The following is a 26,362-nucleotide window of genomic DNA, read 5'->3' as shown; positions in this document are numbered from 1 at the left end:
TGTCTTCACACTTTTTTCTTCAGGACATTTTGTTGGTCGGCCTGTCATGGCCTTTACCGTTCTTGTTTTTCTTGCGAACGCGGTGTTTTGTCAGTGCCAGGGTGTGCGATCAGGGCAGCCTGCTGACTGCGTCATTCATTAGCGCGGCGGCAGATAATGGACTGGGTCAACCGGATTGCCATTTTTACGAATCTCAAAATGCAACATGGGTCGTTCAGCGCCACTGCTACCGAGCTCTGCGATCACCTGCCCGGCTTTCACATCCTCCCCTTCCTGCACCAGAATCTTCCGGTTGTGAGCGTAAGCACTTAAATAGTGCTCGTTGTGATTCACGATAATCAGGTTGCCGTATCCAAGCAACCCGTTGCCGGCATAGACCACATTCCCGGTGGCCGCAGCTCTTACAGCATCCCCGGCTTGCCCGGCAATATCAATACCTTTATTGACTTTTCCGGATGTTGAGTATCCAGCAATTACAGTGCCAACGTGAGGCCAGCGCCATTCAATCCGGGCCACGGTCTGGGTCTGGGAAGCCAGCGGCGCGCCCTTGTTAGCTGCTCTCGTCACCGCAGGTTTGGGTGCCGTGGCGGCTGTCTGTTTTGGAGGCGAAGCACGACTTGCCGTTCTCGGCGGTTGCGATCCAGAGGGCTTTTTGGCTGCTGTAGTCTGACTGCCCGAGGTTACACTTCCGCGAAGATCCAGACGAATCACCTGACCCGCTTTGAGATTCCAGGGCGGACCAATGCCATTGGCGTCGCCAAGCTCGCGGTAGTCCCGACCATACCGCCAGGCTATGCTGTAAAGGGTTTCGCCGGGTTTGACGACGTGGCGGCCCCAATAGACCGGGGGATTGTAAATGTCGTCCTGGTAGAGTGCCGGCGTGTTACAGCCGGAAAGTAGCAGCAGGGCCATGAGGGGCAGGAGTGCAAGGCGGCTGGCCAGCACCTTTTTCACGGGGCGATCAGGCTCTGAGGCACCGGACGGGAACCGCGGGGACGCCGGTAAAACGGCATTGATGAGCCCACGCATGAATCTCACAGGAATAAAACTGACCCAGTTATGAAAAATCCGTATAACCGCTGTCGGTTGTCGAAGCAGTTTCTAAAGTTTTTATAGTAACTTGCTAATATATTGCACATTTTTCTCGGGAAGCCAAGTTACTGACCGACCTCCCTTGTTACCTCCAGAAACACCCGTTTTGTGCGTTAGGTAACACTCTTCGCACACAGTCGCCTCAAATTACCTCGATGGTGCGACCTCTCCATGCCGGGAACCGAGCCACTCCACCAGCAGAACGAGGGCGAAACCGGCCGCCGCCATGAGCAGGGCAAATAGCACCTGGGGATCCTGGCCGGCCTGCTCTGCAAAGGTAGAAGGCCAGATACTCGTCTCATTCAGGGGAACTTGTTCACCGGAGCTGTTGGTACGCCAACTGAGAGTCTCCTTCCAGGGCCAAACCTTGTTGAGCGCTCCGATCATGAAGCCGGTGAGCAAGGCGAGCACGAGATCATGAAAATGATGGAACGCCCAGGTGATCAGGCGGGCGATGGATAAAAGACCCACCACGCAACCTGCCATAAACAGAAGCAGAATGCCCGCGTCTAACGATTTGATCGCGGCGAGCACAGGCGCATACATACCAATAATCACCAGGATAAAGCTGCCCGAGATGCCAGGAAGAATCATGGCGCAGATGGCCAGCGCGCCGGCACCAAAGAACGCCAGAGTGGAAGGCGCAACCTCGCTGGCAGACAGGGTGGTTATCCACCACGCGATAACAATGCCGAATAACAGCGGAACCAGCAGTGCGGGCTTGTAGTGTCGCACCTGACGCCCGACATGCCACACCGAAGCGACGATCAATCCAAAGAAAAAGCTCCAGATCAGGATCGGGTAGGCTACCAGCATATAGCTGATCCCAGATGCCAGGGTAGCAATACTGGTCAGGACGCCCGCCAGCAAGGCGACCAGAAAAGTTCCGTCACAGGCGTCCCAGAACCGACTGAACCGGCCTCGAATCAAGTCATGGAAAACTGCTCCGGGAACCGCGTTGATAGCCTCCAGGAGGCGGAAATAGATACCGGTGATGAAGGCAATGGTGCCACCGGAAACCCCTGGAACGATATCAGCGGCGCCCATGGCGATTCCCCGAAGAAACACGGCTGCAGGGTGGTGGCTGCGTGCAATATCGTTGTCCGGGTTTGGTTTACTTTCTGAAGAGTCGACCATGATTATCGGACAACCCCGCCCAGAAGCGGCACAAACCGGACCGGTTCCAGCTCCTTGTGATCAAAGCGATCTCCCCGCCGGGTTACCTGCACCAGCACCTGGTTCTCCTCACCGACAGGGGCAATCAACACGCCACCGTCTGCCAGTTGGGCGAGTAATTCGGCTGGAACTTCAATGGGTGCTGCGGTCACGATAATGCCGTCGAAAGGGCCACGTTCAGGCCAGCCCATGCCACCATCAGCATGTTTCAGGAACACGTTTCTGGCGTTCAGTTGTCGCAACCGGTCCCGGGCCCTGTCCTGAAGCGCCTTGATACGCTCGACGCTGTAGATTTCGGCGAACAGGCGGGAGAGCACCGAGGTCTGGTAACCGGACCCGGTGCCAAGCTCCAGGACCCGTGAGGGCCCGTGGGCAAGCATTAATTCAGTCATGCGGGCCACTATGTAGGGCTGTGACAAGGTTTGGCCGTAGCCAATCGGTAGCGATGTATCTTCGTAGGCTCTATGGGAAAGCGCCTCATCCAGGAAAATGTGCCGTGGCACCTCTCCCATAATCTCAAGTACCCGGTCCGACTCGATGCCGGCTTCCCTGAGGCGCTGAACCAGTCGCATCCGGGTGCGTCGGGAGGTCATCCCGATGCCTTCGAGCTGCGCTGTCATCCCCGCCCCTCCAGCGAAACCTCCAGGGTATCGACCCAATCCCGGAGCCGTGAGAGCGCCTCATGCCGGGTCATGTCGATGTGAACCGGGGTAACCGAGACATAACCTTCACGTACGGCATTGAAATCAGTGCCGGGACCGGCGTCACCGCCGACACCTGCCGCCCCGATCCAGTAACGCTCTTTGCCGCGAGGACAGGTCATCGGGACGGCACCCTCTGCCCGTTCCCGGTGGCCCAGGCGCGTCACCCGAATGCCAGCCAGTTCCTCCCAGGGAACATCCGGGACATTCACGTTGAGAATGGAGCGAGGCCCCAGCACCAGGGGACGCTCGTTCTCTAGCAGCACCCGGACAACCCGGGCGGCGGTCTCGTAGTGAAAGTGGCCATCGTTGACAAGGGAGACGGCAATGGCGGGAAGTCCGAGGTGGCGACCCTCGGTTGCCGCAGCAACGGTACCGGAGTAGATAATGTCGTCGCCTAGGTTGGCGTGGGTGTTGATACCCGACACCACCCTGTCGAACGGCTCACGGAACAATCCGTTCACCGCCAGATGGACGCAGTCGGTCGGTGTTCCATCGACCGAACGAAAACCGTTGGGATGTTCCTCAACCGTCAGGGGGCGATTGAGCGTCAGGGCGTTACTGGCGCCGCTATGATCCCGGTCAGGCGCCACGACCTCAAGCTCACCCAGTCCTTTTAAGCCATCAAACAGGGCTATGAGCCCCGGTGAATGAACGCCGTCATCATTCGACAACAGAATACGCACAGTGTTCTCCGCTAGCCTTGTTGTTCGTTGTGTCGGCCGAGGCTCATGTCCTCAAGCTCGAAAATATCACTCAAAATCGTTGTCGCGTACTGGCCGGGCGAAAGAAAAAACGCCAGCTCCAGACAGTCCTCAGCGACCCACTGCCAGGAGAGGCTCTCCGGTTTTACCGCCAATGGCCTTCGCTCCGGTTTCATCCGGCTGACCGAAAAAAGGGCGGCCAACTCCGGGGTTTGCTCGACAATGCCCCGCTCGAAGGTTTCCAGGGGCCCGGAAGCGGTGGTGCCGCCGTCACCCCACAGTGGACCTGTCGCTCCTGCCTCGGCCCAGCTGCCATCGTCTACCCGAGCTGCCAGCACCTCATTGAACAGCCAGGAGCGCGCTGCCGAAAAATACAATACGTTTTTCGAGCCGTCGCTGCCAGCTCGCTTTTTGCCACCCCGGCCTTTTCCGCCGGACCGGCCACGTCGGTTCAGGGTAGCGGGATCGAGATGCACCGCACGGTCAAGGTTAGCGCCATCATTGCCAAACCGTTGGGGGCCAAAGTAGTTTGGAGCCCCAATATCGCCCAGACGCTCCAGCGCTCGGTCAATAACCTGGTGCTCACCGGAGACGGCCCTCAGGGTAATCGTGAAGCCATTACCCCTGTGCTCCCCGCGCCGCAATTTCCGCGCCTGCCGCGAAACCGCCAGAACCGGCCAGCGTAGGCCAATCTCCCGGATCAGAGCGGTGTCCTGATCCTCGTTTCCGGGACGGTACAGACTGAACCACTGGCGGGTCACAGCATGCCTATCCTTGAGCCCACAGAAACCGACATCAAAGTGACGACACCCGGCGATCCTGGCCAATTCGCGGGCAACATACTCTGTGTTATCACCCACTTTCTCCAGTTTCAAACAAAGATGCTCGCCACTGCCTGCGATTACATCTCCCTCGACGGCCGGGCCGCTTTCCGGCAGCTCCAGCAATTCGTCGACAATGAAATCGCCCGGGGCGGTTTTCAGGCGGCCAGAGGCAATACGACTGCCGCCGGAGGTTGGCCAGTCAAGGCGCCAGTTGCTCAAGATTCCACCGGTTCAAGCAGGCAGATCGCCTGGCAGGCAATGCCTTCGCCGCGCCCGGTAAAACCCAGCTTTTCCGTGGTGGTGGCTTTCACGCTGACACGACTGGCCGGCACACCCAGATCTTCGGCAATGTTCAAACGGATGGCATCGATATGGGGCGCCATCTTGGGAGCCTGGGCAATGATTGTGGTATCCACGTTAACGACGGAGAAACCCTCGTCCCGGACCCGGTTCACAACCCGACGCAAAAGGTCCCTGCTGTCGGCCCCTGCCCACTCGTCACTGGTGTCCGGGAAGAAATGCCCGATGTCGCCAAGCGCGGCAGCGCCCAGCAATGCATCTGCCAAAGCATGCAGCAGGACATCACCATCAGAATGAGCCTTGAGCCCGTGGGAATGCGGAATGCTTACGCCGCCAATAATCACAGAGTCGCCTTCGCAGAAGGCGTGGACATCGAAGCCCTGACCAATACGCATAATGTGCTCCGGAACACTCCGAAAGTTCAGAATTGGCTCAGAATGAAGCCTGCCAGTGCCAGATCGGCGGGCACGGTGATCTTGATATTGTCCGGCCGCCCTTCAACCAGCACCGGCATGTTACCGGAAAACTCCACCGCGGAGGACTCATCGGTCACCGGAAGGTCCCGGGCAAGAGCTGCCTCCAGAGAATCAACAAGAACACGATAGCGAAACATCTGGGGCGTCAGAGCCCGCCACAACCCCGTGCGATCAACGGTCTCAATCACTTCCGGAAGCTCAGCAGTAACGGCTTTCTTTAAAGTGTCGGCAACCGGCGAGGCAAGCAGCCCCCCGACAGGATGGCTGTAGAGCCGGTCAATCAGATTTGAAAGATCCCGGGTATCAAGGCAGGGCCTCGCCGCATCGTGCACCAGAACCCAGTCGTCATCTTTCACCTGTTCCGCCATGGCGTGCAGCGCCGACAACACCGAACCAGCTCTTTCGGAACCGCCGGTACAGGTCTGGATTCGGCTATCGCCGCTGGCTTCGGTATCCGGCCACCAATGGTCGGCCGGGTGCAATGGCACCATGCAGCCGGAAAAAGGCGCGGAATCCATGAGTCGGGAAAGGGTGATGTCGAGAATGAAACGCTCGCCAATCCGAAGGTACTGTTTCGGTTGCTCAGCCTGCATACGCTGGCCGATGCCGGCGGCAGGAACAATCAGCCAGAGTCTCGGGGAAGGCATAGACAATCAGTTTTCAACAACCAGGAAAAAGGTCTCGTCGTCTCTTATCAGGCCGAGGTTCATTCTGGCCCGTTCTTCAACGGCGCCCTGCTCGTTACGCAGATTCCTGACTTCCGCATAGAGACGTTCATTGCGGGTAGCCAGCTCGGCATTTTCTTCACGTTGCTCGGCAATGGACTGCTCCAGAGCCCATACCTGCGCAAAGCTGCCCTCCCCGACCCACAGGCGCACCTGCAGCAGGAGAATCACAACCACCATTAAGGTCCAGAGCAACTTCATTGCCGATTCCGTTCAAAATTCAATCAATCAAAATACCAACGCCGGACGTTGAGTATAGACCTTAGAGTAGATTAGCAACAAATTCTTCTAACTGCCTGTACAAAAAGGCCATCATGTCCGGAATTTCGCCCAGAACACGATGGCCTTAACAGTTTTTCGCCAATTACCGGCCAGACACTCTGCCAGAACCGGTGGGATCAGTCGATCAGCCCTGCCCTTTGATTTCGCTCAGGCCGCGGTAAGGCGCCTTACCGTCCAGCGCTTCTTCGATGCGCAGCAGCTGGTTGTACTTGGCAACACGATCCGAACGGCACAGGGAACCGGTCTTGATCTGGCCGGCGCAGGTCGCCACCGCCAGATCGGCAATGGTGGTGTCCTCGGTTTCACCGGAACGATGTGAAATCACGGCAGTGAAACCGGCATCCTGGGCCATCTTGATGGCATCGAGGGTTTCGCTCAGGCTGCCGATCTGGTTGAACTTGATCAGGATGGAGTTACCCACGCCCTTCTCGATACCCTGCTTCAGGATTTTGGTGTTGGTCACAAACAGGTCGTCACCGACCAGTTGAACCTTGGCGCCCAGTTTGTCGGTCAGCACCTTCCAGCCATCCCAGTCGCTCTCGTCCATGCCGTCTTCAATGGAGACAATCGGATATCGCTCACACAGACCTGCCAGGTAATCGGCAAAGCCCTCGGAATCGAAGCTCTTGCCTTCGCCGGACAGCTGGTACTGGCCATCCTTGTAGAATTCGGAAGATGCACAGTCCAGGGCGAGGGTCACATCGGTACCAAGCTTGTAACCGGCCTTCTCGACCGCTTCCTGGATAACCGCCAGCGCCGCTTCGTTGGAGGGCAGGTTGGGAGCAAAACCACCCTCATCACCAACCGCTGTGTTCAGGCCCTGGGCCTTCAGCACTTTTTTCAGGCTGTGAAAAATCTCCGCGCCAACCCGCAGGGCTTCAGAGAAGCTCTTGGCGGAAACCGGCTGAACCATGAACTCCTGGATATCAACGTTGTTATCCGCGTGCTCACCACCGTTCAGAATGTTCATCATCGGCACCGGCATGGAGAACTGGCCAGAGGTGCCGTTGATGTCTGCAATGTGCGCATACAGCGGCTTGCCCAGGGAGATAGCTGCAGCCTTGGCCGCCGCCAGGGAAACTGCCAGGATGGCGTTGGCGCCCAGGTTGGCCTTGTTCTCGGTACCGTCGAGGTCCAGCATGATCTGATCCAGGGCACGCTGATCAGCTGCATCTTTGCCTACCAGTGCATCACGGATCTTGCTGTTCACGGCTTCCACAGCCTTCAGAACACCCTTGCCAAGGTAACGGGATGCATCACCATCACGCAGTTCCAGGGCTTCCCGGGAACCCGTGGAGGCACCAGAAGGCGCGCAGGCGCTGCCGACGGTGCCGTCTTCCAGGATAACGTCGGCTTCTACTGTCGGGTTACCGCGGGAATCCAGAACCTCACGGCCCTTGATGTTGGCAATCTTGGTCATTCTTCTCTGTCTCCAAGTTCATGTTCAAATTCGGGAGTCAGAGCGAGAGGGAACGGCCCTCTACATTTTCGCAGGGCCGTTCCCGCTCGCTCCCATAGTCCGCGTAAAACGCCAACACCGCCAATCAGGCGGTGTCGATAGGTTTAAAGCTTTTTACCAGATCATCCACAGCTTTCACCCGCTGCAGGAAGGGCTCAAGCTGGCTCAGCCGCAAAGCACAGGGGCCATCGCACTTGGCTTTGTCCGGGTCCGGATGGGCCTCAAGGAACAATCCGGCCAACCCCTGGGACATACCCGCCAGCGCCAGGTCAGTCACCTGGGCACGTCGGCCACCGGCCGAATCCGCGCGTCCGCCGGGCATTTGCAGGGAGTGGGTCACATCGAACATCACCGGTACGTTCATGGCTTTCATGATGCCAAAGCCCAGCATGTCGACAACCAGGTTGTTGTAGCCGAAGCTGCTGCCCCGCTCACACAGGATCACCTTGTCATTGCCGGCTTCCTCGCACTTGGTGATGATGTGCTTCATTTCCTGGGGAGCCAGGAACTGGGCCTTCTTGATGTTGATCACCGCACCGGTTTTCGCCATGGCGACCACCAGGTCGGTCTGGCGGCTCAGGAAAGCCGGCAGCTGGATGATGTCGCATACCTGCGCTGTGGGAGCGGCCTGGGCCGGCTCGTGGACGTCCGAAATAATGGGAACACCAAACTTGCTTTTGATGTCCGCCAGAATCTGCAGCCCTTTCTCAAGGCCTGGACCACGAAACGAATTCACCGACGAACGGTTGGCCTTATCAAACGACGCCTTGAAAACGTAGGGAATGCCGAGTTTACCTGTGGCCTCAACGTAGGCCTCGGCAACCTCCATGGCCAGCTCCGGCGACTCGAGGACGTTCATGCCACCAAAGAGCACAAACGGCTTGTCGTTGGCGACGTCGATTCCCGAAACGTTTACAGTGTTCTGCGCCATGCTCAGGATCCTTTCTTGCAGGCCAGTGCTGCCTCAACAAAGCCTTTGAACAACGGGTGGCCGTCCCTGGGCGTGGAAGTAAATTCCGGATGGAACTGACAGGCGACAAACCAGGGATGATCCGGCGCTTCAACCACTTCGACCAGACGACCATCGGTCGAACGACCTGAGATCTGAAGACCGGCCTCTTCCAACTTTGGCAGGAAGTGGTTGTTGACCTCGTAACGATGGCGATGACGCTCGCGAATGGTTTTCTTGCCATAGCAGTTGGCAATGGTGGAACCTTCGGTAAGCACGCAATCCTGGGCGCCGAGACGCATGGTCCCGCCAAGATCAGATTCTTCCGTACGCTCTTCGCGCTCTCCGGTGGAATCCAGCCATTCGGTGATCAGGCCCACCACCGGCTCCGGCGTGTGCTCGCGGAATTCTGTGCTATGAGCGTCGGTCAGGCCGGCCACGTTCCGCGCGTATTCAATTACAGCAACCTGCATACCCAGGCAGATGCCAAGGTAAGGCACCTTGTTCTCACGGGCATACTGAACCGTGCGGATCTTGCCTTCCACGCCGCGCTCACCGAAACCGCCCGGCACCAGAATCGCGTCGGCACTGGCCAGCGCACCGGTGCCATCACGCTCGATGTCTTCGGAATCGATGTAGTTGATATTGACCTTGGTGCGGGTCTTGATGCCGGCGTGCAGCAGGGATTCGATCAGCGACTTGTACGCGTCGAGAAGCTCCATGTACTTGCCAACCATGGCAATGGTCACTTCCTGCTCGGGATTCATCAGTGATTCAACAACGTTGTCCCACTCACTGAGGTCCGCAGGACGTGCATCCAGGCCGAATCGTTCGATAACGAGCTGATCCAGGCCATGCTCATAGAGCATGCGAGGAATGGCGTAAATGGATTTGGCATCCTGGAGAGGAATAACGGCCCGCTCTTCGACGTTGGTGAACAGGGCAATCTTGCGACGTGAACTGGCGTCCACCTCGTGCTCGGAGCGGCACAGCAGGATATCCGGCTGCAGACCGATAGAGCGCATTTCCTTGACCGAGTGCTGGGTGGGCTTGGTCTTGATCTCACCCGCAGTGGCAATGTACGGAACCAGGGTCAGGTGCATGAAAAGTGCACGTTGGGGACCGACTTCAACCTTCAGTTGCCGGCAGGCTTCGAGGAACGGCAGGGATTCAATATCGCCTACCGTGCCACCAATCTCGATCAGCGCTACGTCGGCGCCAGCGGCACCTTCAACGACCCGGCGCTTGATCTCGTCAGTGATGTGGGGGATTACCTGCACAGTTCCGCCCAGGTAGTCGCCACGGCGCTCCTTGCGGATTACTTCCTCGTACACCCGACCGGTGGTGAAGTTGTTGCGCTTGCTCATCGGGGAGCGGATGAAGCGCTCGTAGTGGCCCAGATCGAGGTCTGTTTCCGCGCCATCCTCGGTGACAAAAACCTCACCGTGCTGGAACGGGCTCATGGTGCCGGGGTCCACGTTGATGTACGGGTCCAGCTTGAGAATAGTGACCTTCAGGCCGCGTGCCTCGAGGATCGCAGCCAGAGAGGCTGATGCGATACCTTTCCCCAAGGAGGACACGACACCGCCGGTGACGAAAATATAACGCGTCATGCAGATTCCGTGATTGTCTGGTTCGGTGAAGGAGGGAGATTGTCATCTCAAGATGGGACGCCAGACTACCAGAAAGGCCCCATTGACTCAATCACATTCCCGCTCTATGACCAGCCGCCAACCGGCGGCATGGGCGCCTCCCGAGTATTGTTCAGAACACCATAAATCGCCAATGGCAATGAGCTCTGCTGCGTCCCCGGAACCCGCGAAAACCAGCGGCAGACGGGCCCTTTCCCAGGGTGGAACGCCGACTTCCTGCAGCCATTTCTTGAGCGAACGGGACGGCCCATCGGGACGGAAACGGACCCGCTCGCCACCCTGCCTCGTAAATATCCGTATTGGCGGCAACGACTGTTCCGGGGTAACGACAGATTCCAACCTGAGGGACCACTCTCCCCACGCGACACCATCCCCCGGCTCGAGATCGACCGGAGCGTCCGGTAAAGGGCCGCGGTCGGGAACGAGGCAAAGATCACCCTGGAAACGCCGCAGACTGAAACCGTCGGACCGGAACTCCGGCTCCCGATCCTCTGCGGCAAACAGCAGGTCCCGAATGACCTGCTGCCAGTCACCAGGGGTGGGCGCATGAAACCCGCGTTCCCGTGCCCACCAACGTAGCAGATTCTTCTGCTCCGCCAGAGGCAGTGTTTTCAGGCCATCAACGGGGAGACGGTCCCGGTCGCCGCCGATTGCCTGCCACTGCAAAGCGGCCAGTTTGCGGTTCAGCGCTTCGCTCTCGCCACAGGATTCCGCCGTGTGCCGCAGCCTGCGATTCAACCCCGGCCAGCGATCCCGCAAGAGCGGCAACACAGTGTGACGGAGAAAATTCCGGTCAAATCGCTGGTCGGTATTGCTGGGGTCATCAACCCATGACAGGCCAGCGACCCGGGCCCAGCGCTCGAGTTCGGCCCTCTCAAACCCGAGCAGGGGCCGGACGAGGGTCGCGGTGCCCAGCTCACGACTGGCCGGCATGCCCGCGAGCCCGGCCACACCGCTGCCCCTGAGCATCCGGAACAGAACGGTTTCCGCCTGGTCATCCCCATGGTGAGCCATCAAGACCAGGTCGCCCTTCCCGACCAGCGCCTCGAGGGCGGCATAGCGGGCCTTGCGGGCAGCTTCCTCTATACCCGCACCCGAGCTACGACCACCATCGACGGTTACCCGCTCAACCACAAGCGGCACGCCAAGTCGCTCACATTCACCGCGACAGAACGACTCGGTATCCGATGCATTGGGTTGAAGCTGATGATTGATATGGATCGCCCGGACAGCGCCGGAACAGCCATGGCAGTGGGCTGCCAGGTGCAATAACAGGGTGGAATCGAGGCCGCCGCTCAGGGCGACCCAAAGACGGGTGTGATCGGGGAGTTCTCTGACCGGGGCACACAGGGCCTCCGGCCAGTGGAATCCGGAACCGGGCTCAGCGCCCGGTGTCATAGCGGGTCAGCCGCTCGTAGCGGCGGGATACCAGCTCATCCAGTGGCAGGCGGCTGAGCTCAGCGACGCCTTTCGCCAGAACCTCTTTGAGGGATTCCGACATTTTTTCAGGGTTGCGGTGAGCACCGCCGAGGGGCTCGGTTACCACGTTATCCGCCAGCCCCAGATCTTTGAGCCGGTCAGCCGTAACACCCATGGCCTCCGCCGCCTGGGCAGCGTATTCGGCACTTTTCCAGAGGATCGACGCACAGCCCTCTGGGGAAATCACCGCGTAGGTGGAATACTGCAGCATGTTCAGCTGGTCACAGACACCGATGGCCAACGCGCCACCGGAACCGCCCTCACCGATCACCGTGGAGATAATGGGTGTCTTGAGGCGGGACATCACGGCCAGGTTGAAGGCAATGGCCTCACTCTGCCCACGCTCTTCCGCACCAATGCCGGGATAGGCACCCGGCGTGTCGATGAACGTGAGAATGGGCATCTTGAACCGCTCGGCCATTTCCATCAGGCGCAGGGCCTTGCGATAGCCCTCAGGGCGCGGCATACCAAAGTTGCGCTTTACCTTGTCCCGCACTTCCCGGCCCTTCTGATGACCAATCACCATTACCGGCTTGTCGTCCAGCCGGGCAGTACCCCCTACGATCGCCAGGTCGTCTGCATAACGGCGATCACCGTGCAGTTCATCGAAATCCTCAAACATGGATTCGATGTAGTCCAGGGTGTAGGGCCTGCGGGGATGGCGAGCCAGTCGGGCAACGTCCCAGGGCTTGAGATCGGAGAAAATGCTCTCTGTGAGGCTGACGCTCTTTTTCTTCAGCCGGGTGATCTCGTCGGTGATATTGATGTCGGTGTCATTGCCAACCATCCGAAGCTCTTCAATCTTGGCTTCCAGGTCGGCGATTGGCTGTTCGAAATCCAGATAGTTAGGGTTCATGATGTTCCATCATTTTTTGCCAGGCGGGAAAATGCTCCGCCAAACCAGAATTTACACAAAGATAGCAGCGCCCGGTCAGTGGCTAAAGCGGACATTGGTATGAGTCCGCTATCTGACAAACTTTTAATTTTCAGCTTACTCAATCATAGACCAGTTCTACCGACTGGTCGCCTACGAGGTAACGGAGCTCCAGTAGCAGGTTGTCATCCGGCTGCACCCGCCAGGATTCACCCAGCTCGATCCGGGTGGACGCCTCCGGGCTGCTGTACTCAATCCAGACCGGACTGCCATCACAGCGGAACGGCCTCAGGGTGGTGTCCAGTTTCTCCAGCAGTCCGTTCTGCAGCTGATCGGCGTGCAGGTTGAGCTTCAACCCTCGGCTAAACTGCTGACGAGCGCTCGCGACATCCATCACCGAGCTCACCCGCATCTTCATCTGGCCGGAATAGTCGTCGTGGCTAACCTGCCCTTCCACGACAATCACCTGATCTGACTGCAACAGTTCCCGGTTCTCAAAGAAGGCTTCCGAGAACAGGGTCGCCTCTATCCGCGCACTCCTGTCGTCCAGGGTGATGAAACACATGGTGGAACCGGTGCGGGTTTTCATGGTGCGCTGGGCAACCACCAAACCGGCGACGCGCTGGGGTGACTTGTTCGGCTTCAGATCGGCGATGGAGGACCGGACAAACCGCCGAACCTCTTTCTCGTATTCATCAAACGGGTGGCCGGTGAGGTAAAGCCCCAGGGTATCTTTCTCCCCTTTCAGCCGCTGTTTTTCGGGCCACTCGCGCATGCCGGCCACGTCCTCGTAGGGATCGCCACCATCACCGGCCTCGAGCATTTCGCCGAACATATCCATCATGCCGACGGACTCGTTACGGGATTGCTGGCCGGCCTGCTGCACGGCCTTATCGATGCTGGCCATCAACTGAGCCCGGCTGGCGCCAAGCTTGTCCATGGCGCCGCACCGGATCAGCGCTTCCATGGCGCGCTTGTTGACCTTTTTCAGGTCAATGCGTCGGCAAAAATCGAAAATATCCTGATAGGGCTCGCCATCGCCACGACCTTCCACGATGCTCTGAATCGGGCCCTCGCCCAGGCCTTTGATAGCACCGAGGCCATACACAATCTGGCCTTCGTCGTTGACGGTAAAGGTGTATTCCGAACGGCTGACGTCTGGCACCAGAAGATCCAGTTTCATGTTCCGGCACTCTTCTACCAGCGTGACCACCTTGTCGGTGTTCTGCATATCGGCAGTCAGTACCGCGGCCATGAATTCTGCCGGGTAATGGGCTTTCAGCCAGAGTGTCTGGTAGGACACCAGTGCATAGGCGGCGGAGTGGGATTTGTTGAAGCCGTAGCCGGCAAACTTCTCTACCAGGTCAAAGATGTTTTCGGCCAGGGTCGTGTTGATCCCGTTCTGCTCACAGCCATCCAGGAAAAACTGCTTCTGCTTGGCCATTTCCTCGGGCTTTTTCTTACCCATGGCGCGCCGCAGCATGTCCGCATTACCAAGGGTATAACCGGCCATCACCTGGGCGATCTGCATGACCTGCTCCTGGTACAGGATAACCCCGTAGGTGGGCTCCAGAACCGGCTTCAGGCCTTCATACTGGTAATCCGGATGCGGGAAGGACATGGGTTGGCGGCCGTGCTTACGGTCGATAAAGTCGTCCACCATGCCCGATTGCAGCGGCCCCGGCCGGAACAGGGCCACGAGGGCGATCATGTCTTCCAGTGAGTCTGGCTGCAGACGGCGAATCAGGTCCTTCATGCCCCGGGATTCCAGCTGAAACACCGCCGTGGTTTCCGCTTTCTTGAGCATGTCGAACGAGGGCACGTCATCCAGCGGAATCTCGTTGATGTCGAGCGGCTGCATGCCCTTCTTTTCCCGGCGTGGATTGATCATGTTCAGCGCCCACTTGATGATCGTGAGCGTCCGCAGGCCCAGGAAGTCGAACTTCACCAGCCCGGCGTCTTCCACGTCGCCCTTGTCGAACTGGGTCACCAGGCTTCCGCCCTCGTCGTCGCAGTACAGGGGCGAAAAATCGGTGATCTTGGTGGGCGCGATCACCACGCCGCCGGCGTGTTTACCGGCGTTCCGGCAAACGCCCTCAAGCTTCAGGGCCATTTCCCATATTTCCTGGGCTTCCTCGTCGTTCTCGAGAAATTCGACCAGCTGTGGTTCCTGCTCCAGAGCCTTTTCCAGGGTCATGCCCGGCTCGAAGGGAATCATCTTGGAGAGTTTGTCAGCCAGACCGTAGGATTTGCCCTGAACCCGGGCAACGTCCCGCACAACCGCCTTCGCCGCCATGGTGCCGAAGGTAATGATCTGCGACACCGCCTCTCGCCCGTACTTCTGGGCGGTGTACTCGATTACCCTGTCCCGGCCTTCCATGCAGAAGTCGACGTCAAAGTCGGGCATGGAGACCCGTTCCGGGTTCAGGAAACGCTCGAACAGCAAGTCATACTCTAGTGGATCCAGGTCAGTAATCAGCTGGGCGTAGGCCACCAGCGAGCCGGCACCGGAACCCCGGCCTGGCCCCACGGGCACACCGTTGTTCTTGGCCCACTTGATGAAGTCCATCACGATCAGGAAGTAGCCCGGGAACCCCATCTGGATGATGATATCCAGCTCGAAGTTCAGGCGCTTGTAGTAGGCCTCGCGTTTGGCATCGTATTCCGGATCGTCCTTGCTGAGGGTCTTGGCCAGCCGCTCTTCCAGCCCCTCCTCGGAGACCTTCCGGAAATAGTCGTCCATGGTCATGCCATCGGGAATCGGGTAATTGGGCAGGAAATACTCACCCATCCGAACCTTCACCGAGCAGCGCCGGGCAATCTCCACGGTGTTCTCGATTGCTTCTGGAATGTCGCTGAACAGCTCGATCATCTCATCGGCGCTGCGCAGGTACTGCTGGTCACTGAAGCGGCGATCACGGCGCGGATCATCCAGGGTACGACTCTCACCGATACAGACCCTGGCCTCGTGAGCCTCAAAGTCTTCCGCCTCCAGGAAGTGCACATCGTTAGTGGCAACCACCGGAAGGCCAAGAGCACCGGCCAGCTCAACACTCAGGTGCAGGCAGTCTTCGTCTCCTGGACGACCGGTGCGCTGTAACTCGAGGTAGTAGCTATCCGGGTACAAATCCATCCAGTAACGGGCGCGCTCGCGGGCCAATTCCGTTTTGCCCGCCATCAAAGCCTTGCCCACATCGCCCATTCTCGAACCAGAGAGCGCAATCAAACCGTTCGGCCGAGCCTCAAGCCATTTGCGCTGGATGATCGGCTTGCCAAACCGCTGCCCCTCGGTATACCCCAGGGAAATGATTTCGGTGAGGTTGAGATAACCGTCGTTATCTCGCGCCAACAGCGTGATGCGGAACGGATTCTCGGGCTCGTCGGGATTTTCCAGCCACAGATCGGCGCCAATGATGGGTTTGACGCCCGCGCCCATGGCCGCCTTGTAAAAGCGAACCAGCGAGCACATGTTGGATTGCTCGGTAAGGCCAACAGCCGGCATGCCCAGCTCGGCAACGCGCTTTATCAGCGGTTTAACCCTGACCAGGCCATCCACCATGGAGTATTCGGAATGGACGCGGAGGTGTACAAAAGTCTGCGACATAACGTCAGGTTATTCCTGCTGTGTAATTCAGTTGGGGCGGCCGGCTCAACCGCCGATCACGGCCCGGAGTTCTTCTTCGGTCTGGGGTCCAAAACGGGTCTCGACCAGATCGCCGCCCGGATTAACCAGAAAAGTGGCAGGCAGCGCGACCGGTAACTTCCAGCCGAACCCCGGCCCTGGATCGTCCGCCAGCATGGTAAATTCAATCCCCATACGCTCGCCCAGTTCGACCAATGCGTCGCCCCGCACCCCATCAAAATTGACGGCTAGTACGGTAATGTCGGGCGCCTTGTCCAGCTCATTGAGCTCGGGAATTTCTTCGAGGCACGGTTTGCACCATTCCGCCCAGTAGTTAACCAACACCCACTGGCCGCGCAAGGTGTCCCAGTTCAGTTTTGTGCCTTCTGCCCGCTCAAGCTCGATTTTCTGGCAGCCGGACATCGCCAGAATGAGCAGCGCCACGGCCAGAACATGCAGGCCGGAACGCCTACGGACAGAATCAGGGTACTGCACTGGAAAACCTCCTGTTAGACTACCGGCCACAGAAATCGTGGACTCCATTCAGACAATCAGGCACGAAGATGACAGAACCCACCCGGATTTTCCACAACCCTCGCTGCTCGAAATCCCGCCAAACCCTTGAACTGCTTACCGAACGGGGAATTGAGCCAGAGATTATACGCTACCTGGAAACACCACCGACAGAGCAGGAGCTCAAGGATATCCTGAACGCACTGGATCTTCGCCCCCGCGAACTGATGCGCACGAAAGAAAAAGAGTATAAAGAACAGGGCCTGAACAGCCCCGACCTGAGCGACGAACAACTCATCGCCGCGATGGTAGCAACACCGAAACTGATTGAACGACCGATTGTGACCGCCAACGGCAAAGCAGCACTTGGCCGGCCACCGGAAAACGTTCTCTCGATCCTGTAACGCCCAACAATCTCCTCCAGCCAGATCAGAAGGATCTCTGAAGATGTCCGATCAATTGCCCTATGTTCTCGTGCTATTTTACAGCCGCACAGGCCAGACTGCGGAGCTGGCCAGCCAGATTGGTCGTGGCGTGGCCCGGGTAACAGGCATGGAAGCGAGGTTGCGGGCGGTACCGCCGGTTTCACCGGACACGGAAGCGTCCCTGCCCGCAGTTCCGGACTCTGGAGCGCCTTACGCCAGCAAATCCGATCTCGCAAATTGCGCCGGTCTGGCCATCGGCAGCCCCACCCGCTTTGGCAACATGGCAGCGCCCCTGAAGCATTTCCTCGACACGACCGGCGACCTCTGGCTGAGCGGAACCCTGGAAGGCAAACCGGCGGGCGCGTTTACCTCTACCGGCAGCCTCCATGGCGGGCAGGAAACGACTCTCATGACCATGATGATGCCGCTGCTGCATCATGGCATGGTGGTCTGTGGTCTCCCCTACTCGGAGAAGAGTCTCGGCGAAACGGACACCGGTGGCACACCCTACGGCCCTACCCACTGGGCCGGAACCGGCGAACAGCAACCCCTGAGCACGCATGAGAAAGCCCTGTGCCAGGCCTTCGGCGAACGTCTGGCGCGACTGGCGCTGAAACTCGCTGACTGATACGCGACCGGGCGCAGGACGTACTTTGCTTTACACTTACCGACTCCGGAACACACTATGCTGAACAACCCGAAGGCCCGCATCACTGTGCGGGCGACGATCGCCCTTTACATCGGCGTGCTTGCCACCCTGCTGATTACCACGTTCTACCCGGCTCCCGTCGAGGGTGTTTCAATACCCCTGATGCTGGCGGTGAAACTGGTCCCGCTTCTGCCCTTTGCGGTCACGGTCTTTCGCGGTCACAATCGGGGCTATATCTGGATGTCCTTCGTGGTGATCTTCTACTTCACTCAGGCCGTTGTTTCGGCATGGCTGAGCGAAGGCGCCCCGGGGCCGGTCATTTTGACGGTACTGACCTTCCTGTTGTTCACTGTTGCCATGATTCACCTGAAGGTGAACCGGCCGGTGGCAGACGGAAACACACCCTGAAGACCTGGAACTGACCCTCTATGGCTGACACAAGCAACTCCGGAACGGTGCAGCGGCCACCCGCGCCGCCCAGAAGTACCCTGACCCTGAGAGATGTTTGCACCGCGCTTGTTACCAGCGGGGAAATCAGCCAGGAAGACGCAGAGCGGGTGTTGTCGGCCAACCTGGGCGCGGCAACCGGCGACGGACAGAAAGGCAGGCGCCACCCGCTGGAACTGGTGGCGATTGCCGCGCTGACCAGCCAGAAGAGCGGTCGTACCCTGGATCTGGATCGGCTGACTCACTGGCTGGCCGACTGGGCGGGGCAACCCTATTACCATATTGATCCCCTCAAGATCGACACACCCGCCATTGCCCGGGTGATGTCTTACGCCTTTGCGCAGCGCCATGGCATCCTGGCCGTTGAGATCGGCGCCGATGAGGTGCTGATCGCCAGCGCAGAACCTTTCAAGAGCGATTGGGTGCAGAACCTTCAACAGGCCGTTCGCAAGGATATCCGGCGAGTTGTCGCCAATCCCGAGGATATCCGCCGGTACACCGTGGAGTTCTACCAGCTCGCCAATTCCGTCAGCAAGGCCAGCGGCAGCCAGGGCCCGGGTGTTGCCGGCAACCAGAATTTCGAGCAGCTGCTCGATCTTGGCGCCAGCGAACATCCGGACGCCAATGACCAGCACGTCGTCAAGATTGTCGATTGGTTGCTCCAGTACGCCTTCGACCAGCGCGCCTCGGATATTCACATCGAGCCCCGCCGCACGGTCACCCAGGTCCGGTTCCGGATCGACGGCGTTCTGCACAACGTTTATGAGTTCCCCGAGCATGTAGGCGTGGCGGTGACCAGTCGCCTCAAGATCCTCGGTCGCCTGAATGTGGCGGAAAAACGCCGCCCCCAGGACGGTCGTATCAAGACCCGCAAACCCGACAACCGGGAGGTGGAACTGCGTCTGGCCACCATGCCGACTGCCTTTGGCGAAAAGATGGTCATGCGGATCTTTGATCCAGATGTGCTTTTGAAGTCCTACGAGCAACTGGGATTCGGCAAGGAAGACCGCCAGCGCTGGCAGGAAATCACATCCCGCCCGCACGGCATCGTCCTTGTCACCGGGCCCACTGGTTCCGGCAAGACCACGACCCTGTATTCGACCCTGAAACAGATTGCATCGCCCGAGCTAAACGTCTGCACCATCGAGGATCCCATCGAAATGGTGGAGCCGGCGTTCAACCAGATGCAGGTTCAGACCAATATCGACCTGACCTTTGCAGCCGGCGTAAGGGCGCTGCTGCGTCAGGACCCGGATATCATCATGATCGGCGAGATCCGCGATCTGGAAACGGCGGAAATGGCGGTTCAGGCCGCCCTCACTGGCCATCTGGTGCTCTCGACCCTGCATACCAACGACGCTCCGAGTGCGATCACCCGGATGATGGAACTGGGCATTCCGCCTTACCTGATTCGGGCCACGGTACTGGGCGTGATGGCACAACGGCTTGCCCGAACGCTCTGCCCTCACTGCAAATCCCCTGGCCCCGCTGATGAGCAGGCCTGGCAAACTCTCACCCGGCCCTGGAAAGCGCCCGTTCCCAAGCAGTTCTATCAGCCTGTGGGGTGCCTGGAGTGCCGGAACACCGGTTATCTTGGGCGTGCAGGCGTGTACGAAATCATGACGCTATCTGGCGCATTGCTCAGACAGATCACCGACCATTGCGAGCTGGAGCAGCTGAGGCTGGATGCCTACAAGGAAGGCATGAAATCCCTGCGCTTGAGTGGTGCACAGAAAGTGGCCGCCGGCCAGACAACGGTGGAAGAGATTCTGAGGGTGACGCCGGAAAGCCAGCGCTGAATGAGGGTCAGGCTCCCGGGCGCAATCCGCACTGGCCCAGTAATTCCTGCCAGGCTTTGGTGTGGGCCATCATGGCCACGTCCAGTTCCCGCCACAGGCTGGCCTCGGCGCTCTGTGAGAGATGCCGCTCATACCAGCCGGCGAAACTTTCTGGCATGACCGCCCGCTGCATTTCCGCCAACTGCTCGAACGGCTCGATGAGCGCCACCCGTCCCTGGGTCACAGTGCTCATATAGGGTTGGATCTTTTCGATATAAACACTGAAAAACATACTCTGAACAATATCCGACTGGTTGTTCGGCTGGCCGTTAATACACAGAGGCTTGCCTTCAATTCTCTGCTTGAGCAATGCCGTCCCGTCCTTCAGCCTTGCAGTCAGAAGAAGCGCACTGTTGATCAACTGACCGGCGCGGTATTCTGCCTGCCAGCGCTGATGAACGTCGCCGGCAAAGTCGAGGGAAACCGCCAGATCTTCAGAGTACAAACGGGCCACTGCTGCGTTCAGGCTGTCGATATCAAGGGCGAGATCAGACACCGGATTGCCCTCTGGCGCTACGGGATAGTAGCCCTTGGCCAGGGTAAACAGCTTTTCGATTTCTTCGACGCCCCAGGTGGCATTCCAGATAGCAATGGGCAGGGATTCAAGCTTGCTGTCGATACCACCGGCAAGCTCTTCGGCAAATTCTTCATCTTCTATATCCGGCAGACAGTCCCTGGCCGCTTCGATAAACCGGATTTCATAACGAAGGCGGTTCAGGGGTTGCATAACCCGCCCCATCACCGAGTTTTTCTCACCAACAACGTACTGGAGTTCACAGCCGTAGAGCGATAGAAAATCGAGCATTCCCATGTCTAGTTCGGGCATGGTCAGCACACGGTCACGGCGGCGGGGAAGCTGGCTGGCGGAGGGAATGTCAGAAAACTCGGGATCGGCTTCCAACACGCGGGCCACCCGCTCCACATACTCGTCCATCATGGGACGCGCATCCGAGAACGGGTCGCAACCGGCAAGAAGCACGGCGAGAACCGGCGCAAAGATTCTGCAAATTCCGGTTCCGGGCATTCATTCCTCCTGCGATGGCGTTAAAAAGCCCTGGGCCTAGCGCTTTTGCAGCAGGGTATCGACCTCCGCAAAATCACGGGCAACGAAACGTTCGGTTTCCGGCAGATCTCCCTCGCGAACAAGCCAGGCAGTTTGCATGCCGGCTTCTTCGGCTGCCTCCAGTTCAGCTTCCACATCAGACAGGAACAGCACCGTGCAGGCCTCGACGCCCAACTCAGACAGAATATTCCGGTATGAAACGGTCTCTTTCTTGCCACCGATACGGGTATCGAAGTAGCCCGAGAAAAACGGCGTAAAATCGCCTTCCGTGGTAAAACCGAAAATCAGCTTCTGGGCTTTCACCGAACCTGATGAATATACGAACAAACGCAGCCCCCGATCATGCCAGCGTTGAAGGTAGTCGGCTGCGTCAGCATAGATGTGCCCTTTCAACTCTCCCTGCTGATATCCCTGCTCCCAGACCATGCCCTGCAGCGTCTTTAGAGAGGTTTCCTTGCGGTCTTCCCTGATCCAGGTTTCAAGCACTTGGATTAGCCCTTCGACATCCTCACGCGCAACGCCTGAAACCTCGGCCACTGCGTCCAGTTGCTCAGACACAGCCGGGCTGTCCTGATGCTGGTCACGGACAAAACGCGGCAGGTGCTCGCTGGCATAGGGAAACAGGACATCGTGCACAAACGAAATAGAGCTGGTGGTGCCTTCGATATCCGTGAGCACAACCCGGATCATTCGGCCGCTCCTGCCAGCGCCTCATAGCGAGGCAGGCGACCGGCGATGTCTTCACCGGTAAAGTCCGCCACCCAGCCCTCGGGGTTGGTGAACAGGCGAATGCAGGTAAACGCAGGTTCCGGGCCCATATCAAACCAGTGACGAGTGCCATCGGGCACACTGATCAGATCGTTTTTCTGGCACAGCACGGCGAAAACCTCGTTGCCGAAGTGCAGGTAAAACAGACCCTGGCCACGGACAAAGAAACGAACTTCGTCTTCACTATGGGTGTGCTCATCCAGGAACTTTTGCCGGAACGCGTCTTTCTGCGGATTGTCCGGGTTCAGGCTGATCACATCTGCGGTCTGAAAACCACATTCGTGCTTCAGTTTCGAGACTTCCTCGCTGTAGGCCTCAAGGATGTCTTCCTGGGAGGCGTCAGCCGGTAGATCTTTCGTTGGCCACTGCTCATAGCGCACACCGTGGCGGGCCAGAAGCTCCCGTATTTCTTCAGGATTCCCGGTCACTTTGCGTGCCTTTTCGGGCTGGCTCTGGTCGAAGATACTCAGGGTAGTCATGGGCGAACCCTCATGGTTTCAAGCTCACATTCAAACAGGAATTCAAAGGCCTCGACATGGCGCAGGCAATCGGCCATGGTTTTGCCCCAGGTGTACAGGCCATGGCCACGAATCAGGTAGCCTGGCTGTTCCGGATGCTCCCGGAACCATTCGCGAGTGTGCTCCGCCAACGCGTCAATGTCCTGGGTGTTGTCGAACACCGGAACCGTCAGAACTGATTCGTGGGTCTCAACGCCGGTAAACGCCTTCTGCAGCTCATAGCCTTCCAGCACCAGTGGCTGGCCGGGCTCAAGCAGACGACTGAGCACCGTTGCCTTCACCGAGTGGGTGTGCAGAACCGCGCCCACCTCGGGAAAGACCTCATACAGCACCGTATGCAGCCTTGTTTCTGCAGAGGAGCGACAGTCGCTCTGTACCGGCCGGCCGGCCAGATCGACCACCATGACATCACCCGCCCCGAGCTGTCCCTTGTGACGGCCTGAAACAGTAATGGCGATGTGTTCGGCATCAATGCGGGCAGAATAGTTACTGCTCGTTGCGGGCGACCAACCCTGCTGGTAAAGGAATCGACCGGCTTGCACAATCGCATCCGCGGCGACGGCGTATCGGGTTACATCAAACACGAGTTCTCTCCCGGGGTTCAGAGCGCTTGGGACACTCCCATGGGCGCCATTATAGGGACGAACCAGCTCCTCGCAAATGATGCCGTGCGGCAATCAGATCGGCGACAATGGAGACAGCAATTTCTGCCGGTGTCTTACTCGGAATATCGACGCCAATGGGGGCTCGCAGGCGCTCCAGTGCGTCTTCTTCCAGCCCCAGACAGGCGAGCCTCTCGCGCCTGGCTTCTGAGGTCCTTCGGGATCCCATGGCGCCAACGTAAAAGGCTCTGGAGTTAAGAGCGGCCAACAGCCCCATATCATCGACGCGCGGATCATGGGCGAGGGCCAGAATACCGGACCAGGCGTCGCCAAACTGTGTCGAAATCAGATCATCGGGCAGGCGCCGGTCCAGGGGAATCCCTTCAAAACTCCAGCCGGCGGCGAAGGCCTCCCTCGGCTCACAGAGGGTGACAGCAAAATCCGCCGCGGTCGCGAATTCAAAAACGTAACGGGCGACTTCGCCGGCACCAATCAGCAATAGCCGGCACTCAGGCTGCAAAGTGTGAAGGAGCTGTTCGCCGTCGAAGTGGACCGTATTACCGGCCCGGGAGGCAGAATGCTCCAGCGTCGCAGCCCCGTTTATCGGCACGCGACGAACCACCGGTTCGCGATCGCGCAAGGCAGCCGCCAATGCCTGAACGTGATCGAGACCCGTCTGACCCCGGAAGGGTTCAATCAGAAGCCGTATCCGGCCACCGCAAGGCAGCTGGAAATGATCCCGGTCATCATCGGTGATTCCATAATCAACGAAAACCGGATGGTCCGGACCGTCTTCCGCTGTGCGCCGGAGCAGATCCTCTTCCAGACAGCCACCGGACACCGACCCGCTCCAGTGACCGGATTCTGCAATCGCCAGCCAGGAGCCAACCGGACGCGGCGAGGAGCCCCAGGTGTCCACTATGGTGCAAAGCCAGGCTCTCTGACCTTCCTCCAGCCAGTGAGACATTCTGTCTAATACGGTCTGGCGGCCAGTAGCGACCGAATAGGCGACGCTTGAATCAGGCATTGGCTCTCAATGGCAGGCTACGCTGCCGCTTTCCATTGAGCGCAAACAGGGCATTACCCAGGGCCGGGATCACCGGCGGCACGCCCGGCTCGCCGACTCCGGTCGGCGACTCGCTGCTTGCAACAATATCCACCAGTACCTCAGGACGCTCGTACTGCCTCATTAGGGGGTAGTCGTGGAAATTGCTCTGCTGGACCTCGCCATTCTCCAGCGTGATTTCTCCATAAAGTGCCGCAGTCAGCCCAAACAGGATACCGCCCTCGATCTGGTCCTCCACGATACGGGGGTTAACGACCTGGCCGCAGTCCACCGAACAGGTGACCTTGTATACCCGGATCGCACCATTCTCGACTCCGGCTTCCACCACCTGGGCAACGTACGTTCCGAAACTCCGGAACAGGGCGAGCCCCCGGGCCCGCCCTTCTGGCACAGGCGACTGCCAGTCGGCCAGCCTGGCAACCCGGTCAAGCACTTCAAGGTGCCTCGGCTCGTGGGCAATAAGGCGACGACGGAACTGGTAAGGATCCTCACCTGCCTCATGGGCAAGTTCGTCCATGAAAGTTTCGACGGCAAACCCGTTGTGGGAAAAACCTACCGAACGCCACCAGGTAATCGGAATGCCGGGATCGGTGTGGGTATGACGGATATCAATATTGGGGACCCGGTAGGGGTATTCGATAGCCCCCTCAATCGCGGAGTGATCTTTCGGCGTGGCAATGCCTTCGGCCATTAGCCCGACTGAGCCAAGTGTGTCGTACATGAATTTTGGCGCCCAGGGATACTGGGCAGGGGCCGCATTGCGGACATACCAGTCCAGGATCTGAGGACCAACAATCTGGTGATGCCAGCCCGTCAGCTCAGCACCAGACAGGCTGGCTTTCATACGGTGCAGCATGGCAGGGCGATAGAGATCGTGACGGGTGTCCTCTTCACGGGACCAGATGACCTTAACCGGCCGTCCGACCCGATAGGCCACTGCCGCCGCTTCTTCGATATAGTCCTGAGTCAGTCGACGGCCAAAACCGCCGCCGAGAAAGGTCGTATTGATAGTGATATCGTCGGGGCCAAGATTGGTCACCCGGGCTGCTGCTATCCGGCCAAGGTCCGGCGCCTGTGTAGGGGCCCACACCTCCATGCCGTCCTCTCGGTACCAGGCCGTGGCACTCATGGGCTCCAATGTCGCGTGGGCCAGGTAGGGCTGGGCATATTCCGCTTCCACCACCCGGTCGCCCTCCTCCATGGAACTGGCAAAACTGCCCTCACTACGCTCGGACTCTCCGGGATCGTCATCGGCGGCGGCGCGGTAGGAGTCGAACACGTCGCCCGTAGACAGAGACACGGCATCCGAAAAATCCCAGTCTATCTTGAGCGCGTCCTGAGCCTTCCGGGCACGCCAGTATTTGTCGGCAACAACGGCCACGCCACGCTCGATCTCAAAAACATCAAGCACACCCGTCATTGCACGGACCTGATCAGCGTTGAAGTCCCGAACGCGGCCGCCGCGTCGGGGAGAGCGTGAAACAACGCCGTACACCATGTCCGGAAGATCGACATCAATCCCGTAAACTGCGGTTCCCGTGGACTTCGCCCGGGCATCGAGTTTGCCTCGCTGCTTGCCAATGTATTTCCATTCGCTCTGCGGCTTGAGCGCTATGTCACCACGCAGCACTTCTTTGGCGGCCAACTCAACCAACTGGCCATAGGCCATGGAGTCGATACCGTTCGGGTGCACCACCCTGCCTTCACTGGCGCGACATTCGGTTGCTTCGACGTTCCATACACGTGCTGCCGCCATAACCAGCATTTGCCGGGCTTCCGCTCCGGCCGTTCGAAGCGGCTCCCAACTGGTCGCAACACTGGTGCTACCGCCTGTCAGTTGAAGCTTGTACAGAGGATTTCGATACTCCGGCGCCACAGGTGCAAAGCGTGGGGTGATCCGCTCCGGCTGGATTTCCAGCTCTTCGGCAATCAAAGTGGTCAACCCGGTGTAAGTTCCTTGCCCCATTTCGACCCGGGCCAGGGTGAAGAAGACTTCATCATCGGCAGTCAGTTCCAGCCAGGCATCGGGACGCCATTCGCCCGTGTCCGGCTCATACCCCGTCTGGATTCCCGCGCAGCCCGGCAACGTTATTGAAACCATGAGGCTCCCGGAGGCCCCGGCACTGACCTTGAGGAAATTTCGTCGATTCATCGCCAT

Annotated in this window: 25 protein-coding genes; 4 read left to right on the top strand and 21 right to left on the bottom strand. The window is 58.8% G+C overall.

What is annotated here, in order from left to right:
* Positions 1-138: 138 nt before the first annotated feature.
* The 15 genes from ACGK9W_RS03825 to ACGK9W_RS03755 form a co-directional block, all read right to left on the bottom strand.
* Positions 139-1,029 (bottom strand): peptidoglycan DD-metalloendopeptidase family protein, encoded by an 891-nt coding sequence (locus ACGK9W_RS03825; RefSeq protein ID WP_405419107.1) that lies wholly within the window; start codon positions 1,027-1,029, stop codon positions 139-141.
* A gap of 210 nt (positions 1,030-1,239) precedes the next feature.
* Entirely contained in the window at positions 1,240-2,229 is a 990-nt protein-coding gene (locus ACGK9W_RS03820; protein ID WP_405419105.1) for a DUF368 domain-containing protein, read from the bottom strand.
* A 2-nt stretch (positions 2,230-2,231) separates the two neighbouring features.
* Positions 2,232-2,888, bottom strand: coding sequence for a protein-L-isoaspartate(D-aspartate) O-methyltransferase (locus ACGK9W_RS03815; RefSeq protein WP_014576717.1), 657 nt, complete (start codon positions 2,886-2,888; stop codon positions 2,232-2,234).
* Positions 2,885-3,655, bottom strand: a complete 771-nt coding sequence (gene surE, locus ACGK9W_RS03810; RefSeq protein WP_008172880.1) for a 5'/3'-nucleotidase SurE — start codon at positions 3,653-3,655, stop codon at positions 2,885-2,887. The genes ACGK9W_RS03815 and surE overlap by 4 nt, the downstream gene beginning before the upstream one ends.
* Positions 3,656-3,666: 11 nt before the next feature.
* Positions 3,667-4,716: a tRNA pseudouridine(13) synthase TruD gene (truD, locus tag ACGK9W_RS03805; protein WP_092031911.1), complete on the bottom strand. Its 1,050-nt coding sequence runs from the start codon at positions 4,714-4,716 to the stop codon at positions 3,667-3,669.
* Entirely contained in the window at positions 4,713-5,192 is a 480-nt protein-coding gene (gene ispF / locus ACGK9W_RS03800) for a 2-C-methyl-D-erythritol 2,4-cyclodiphosphate synthase (protein WP_008172883.1), read from the bottom strand. Before ispF ends, truD begins: the two co-directional genes overlap by 4 nt.
* Before the next feature lie 26 nt (positions 5,193-5,218).
* Positions 5,219-5,920 (bottom strand): 2-C-methyl-D-erythritol 4-phosphate cytidylyltransferase, encoded by a 702-nt coding sequence (ispD, locus tag ACGK9W_RS03795; RefSeq protein ID WP_062784901.1) that lies wholly within the window; start codon positions 5,918-5,920, stop codon positions 5,219-5,221.
* A gap of 6 nt (positions 5,921-5,926) precedes the next feature.
* Positions 5,927-6,199 (bottom strand): septum formation initiator family protein, encoded by a 273-nt coding sequence (locus ACGK9W_RS03790; protein ID WP_008172887.1) that lies wholly within the window; start codon positions 6,197-6,199, stop codon positions 5,927-5,929.
* A 205-nt stretch (positions 6,200-6,404) separates the two neighbouring features.
* Positions 6,405-7,700, bottom strand: coding sequence for a phosphopyruvate hydratase (gene eno / locus ACGK9W_RS03785; RefSeq protein WP_008172888.1), 1,296 nt, complete (start codon positions 7,698-7,700; stop codon positions 6,405-6,407).
* A 124-nt stretch (positions 7,701-7,824) separates the two neighbouring features.
* Positions 7,825-8,670, bottom strand: a complete 846-nt coding sequence (kdsA, locus tag ACGK9W_RS03780; RefSeq protein ID WP_008172890.1) for a 3-deoxy-8-phosphooctulonate synthase — start codon at positions 8,668-8,670, stop codon at positions 7,825-7,827.
* Between the two features lie 2 nt (positions 8,671-8,672).
* Positions 8,673-10,301, bottom strand: coding sequence for a CTP synthase (locus ACGK9W_RS03775; RefSeq protein WP_008172892.1), 1,629 nt, complete (start codon positions 10,299-10,301; stop codon positions 8,673-8,675).
* 87 nt (positions 10,302-10,388) lie between these two features.
* Positions 10,389-11,738 (bottom strand): tRNA lysidine(34) synthetase TilS, encoded by a 1,350-nt coding sequence (gene tilS, locus ACGK9W_RS03770; protein ID WP_288365775.1) that lies wholly within the window; start codon positions 11,736-11,738, stop codon positions 10,389-10,391.
* Complete coding sequence (gene accA, locus ACGK9W_RS03765; RefSeq protein ID WP_008172897.1) at positions 11,722-12,675, bottom strand: acetyl-CoA carboxylase carboxyl transferase subunit alpha; 954 nt, start codon at positions 12,673-12,675, stop codon at positions 11,722-11,724. The genes tilS and accA overlap by 17 nt, the downstream gene beginning before the upstream one ends.
* A gap of 139 nt (positions 12,676-12,814) precedes the next feature.
* Complete coding sequence (gene dnaE, locus ACGK9W_RS03760) at positions 12,815-16,297, bottom strand: DNA polymerase III subunit alpha (protein ID WP_053114905.1); 3,483 nt, start codon at positions 16,295-16,297, stop codon at positions 12,815-12,817.
* Positions 16,298-16,342: 45 nt separating this feature from the next.
* The gene (locus ACGK9W_RS03755; protein WP_008172901.1) at positions 16,343-16,810 is read right to left on the bottom strand and encodes a TlpA disulfide reductase family protein; all 468 of its coding nucleotides are present in this window, start codon (positions 16,808-16,810) and stop codon (positions 16,343-16,345) included.
* 68 nt (positions 16,811-16,878) lie between these two features.
* Here ACGK9W_RS03755 and arsC point away from each other — a divergent pair, with 68 nt between their 5' ends.
* The 4 genes from arsC to ACGK9W_RS03735 are packed head-to-tail and all read left to right on the top strand — an operon-like array spanning position 16,879 to position 20,148.
* A complete protein-coding gene (gene arsC, locus ACGK9W_RS03750; protein ID WP_008172904.1) occupies positions 16,879-17,232 on the top strand; it encodes an arsenate reductase (glutaredoxin) in 354 nt (117 codons plus the stop codon).
* Between the two features lie 43 nt (positions 17,233-17,275).
* Positions 17,276-17,881: an NAD(P)H:quinone oxidoreductase gene (gene wrbA / locus ACGK9W_RS03745; protein ID WP_008172906.1), complete on the top strand. Its 606-nt coding sequence runs from the start codon at positions 17,276-17,278 to the stop codon at positions 17,879-17,881.
* A 57-nt stretch (positions 17,882-17,938) separates the two neighbouring features.
* A complete protein-coding gene (locus ACGK9W_RS03740) occupies positions 17,939-18,310 on the top strand; it encodes a DUF2069 domain-containing protein (RefSeq protein ID WP_008172908.1) in 372 nt (123 codons plus the stop codon).
* Between the two features lie 20 nt (positions 18,311-18,330).
* Positions 18,331-20,148, top strand: a complete 1,818-nt coding sequence (locus ACGK9W_RS03735) for a GspE/PulE family protein (protein WP_288365776.1) — start codon at positions 18,331-18,333, stop codon at positions 20,146-20,148.
* Between the two features lie 7 nt (positions 20,149-20,155).
* On the opposite strand, the gene ACGK9W_RS03730 is transcribed toward ACGK9W_RS03735, so the two are convergent.
* Genes ACGK9W_RS03730 through ACGK9W_RS03705 form a run of 6 tightly spaced genes read right to left on the bottom strand, consistent with a single transcriptional unit; the run spans position 20,156 to position 26,362 of the window.
* Positions 20,156-21,211, bottom strand: a complete 1,056-nt coding sequence (locus ACGK9W_RS03730; protein ID WP_108019089.1) for a DUF3080 domain-containing protein — start codon at positions 21,209-21,211, stop codon at positions 20,156-20,158.
* A gap of 36 nt (positions 21,212-21,247) precedes the next feature.
* The gene (gene mtnC / locus ACGK9W_RS03725) at positions 21,248-21,940 is read right to left on the bottom strand and encodes an acireductone synthase (protein WP_219119814.1); all 693 of its coding nucleotides are present in this window, start codon (positions 21,938-21,940) and stop codon (positions 21,248-21,250) included.
* Positions 21,937-22,497 carry an acireductone dioxygenase gene (locus ACGK9W_RS03720; RefSeq protein ID WP_008172914.1) on the bottom strand — a complete coding sequence of 187 codons (561 nt, stop codon included), beginning with the start codon at positions 22,495-22,497 and terminating at the stop codon, positions 21,937-21,939. Before ACGK9W_RS03720 ends, mtnC begins: the two co-directional genes overlap by 4 nt.
* A complete protein-coding gene (locus tag ACGK9W_RS03715; protein ID WP_405419097.1) occupies positions 22,494-23,120 on the bottom strand; it encodes a methylthioribulose 1-phosphate dehydratase in 627 nt (208 codons plus the stop codon). Before ACGK9W_RS03715 ends, ACGK9W_RS03720 begins: the two co-directional genes overlap by 4 nt.
* A gap of 49 nt (positions 23,121-23,169) precedes the next feature.
* Complete coding sequence (locus tag ACGK9W_RS03710; RefSeq protein WP_405419095.1) at positions 23,170-24,165, bottom strand: XdhC family protein; 996 nt, start codon at positions 24,163-24,165, stop codon at positions 23,170-23,172.
* The gene (locus tag ACGK9W_RS03705; protein ID WP_405419093.1) at positions 24,158-26,362 is read right to left on the bottom strand and encodes a molybdopterin cofactor-binding domain-containing protein; all 2,205 of its coding nucleotides are present in this window, start codon (positions 26,360-26,362) and stop codon (positions 24,158-24,160) included. Before ACGK9W_RS03705 ends, ACGK9W_RS03710 begins: the two co-directional genes overlap by 8 nt.

It is taken from the genome of Marinobacter flavimaris (genome assembly GCF_045057155.1).
Classification (GTDB): Bacteria; Pseudomonadota; Gammaproteobacteria; order Pseudomonadales; family Oleiphilaceae; genus Marinobacter; species Marinobacter manganoxydans.
The sequence above is the reverse complement of the archived record's forward strand: the minus strand, read 5'-3'. Positions and strand labels throughout refer to the sequence as shown.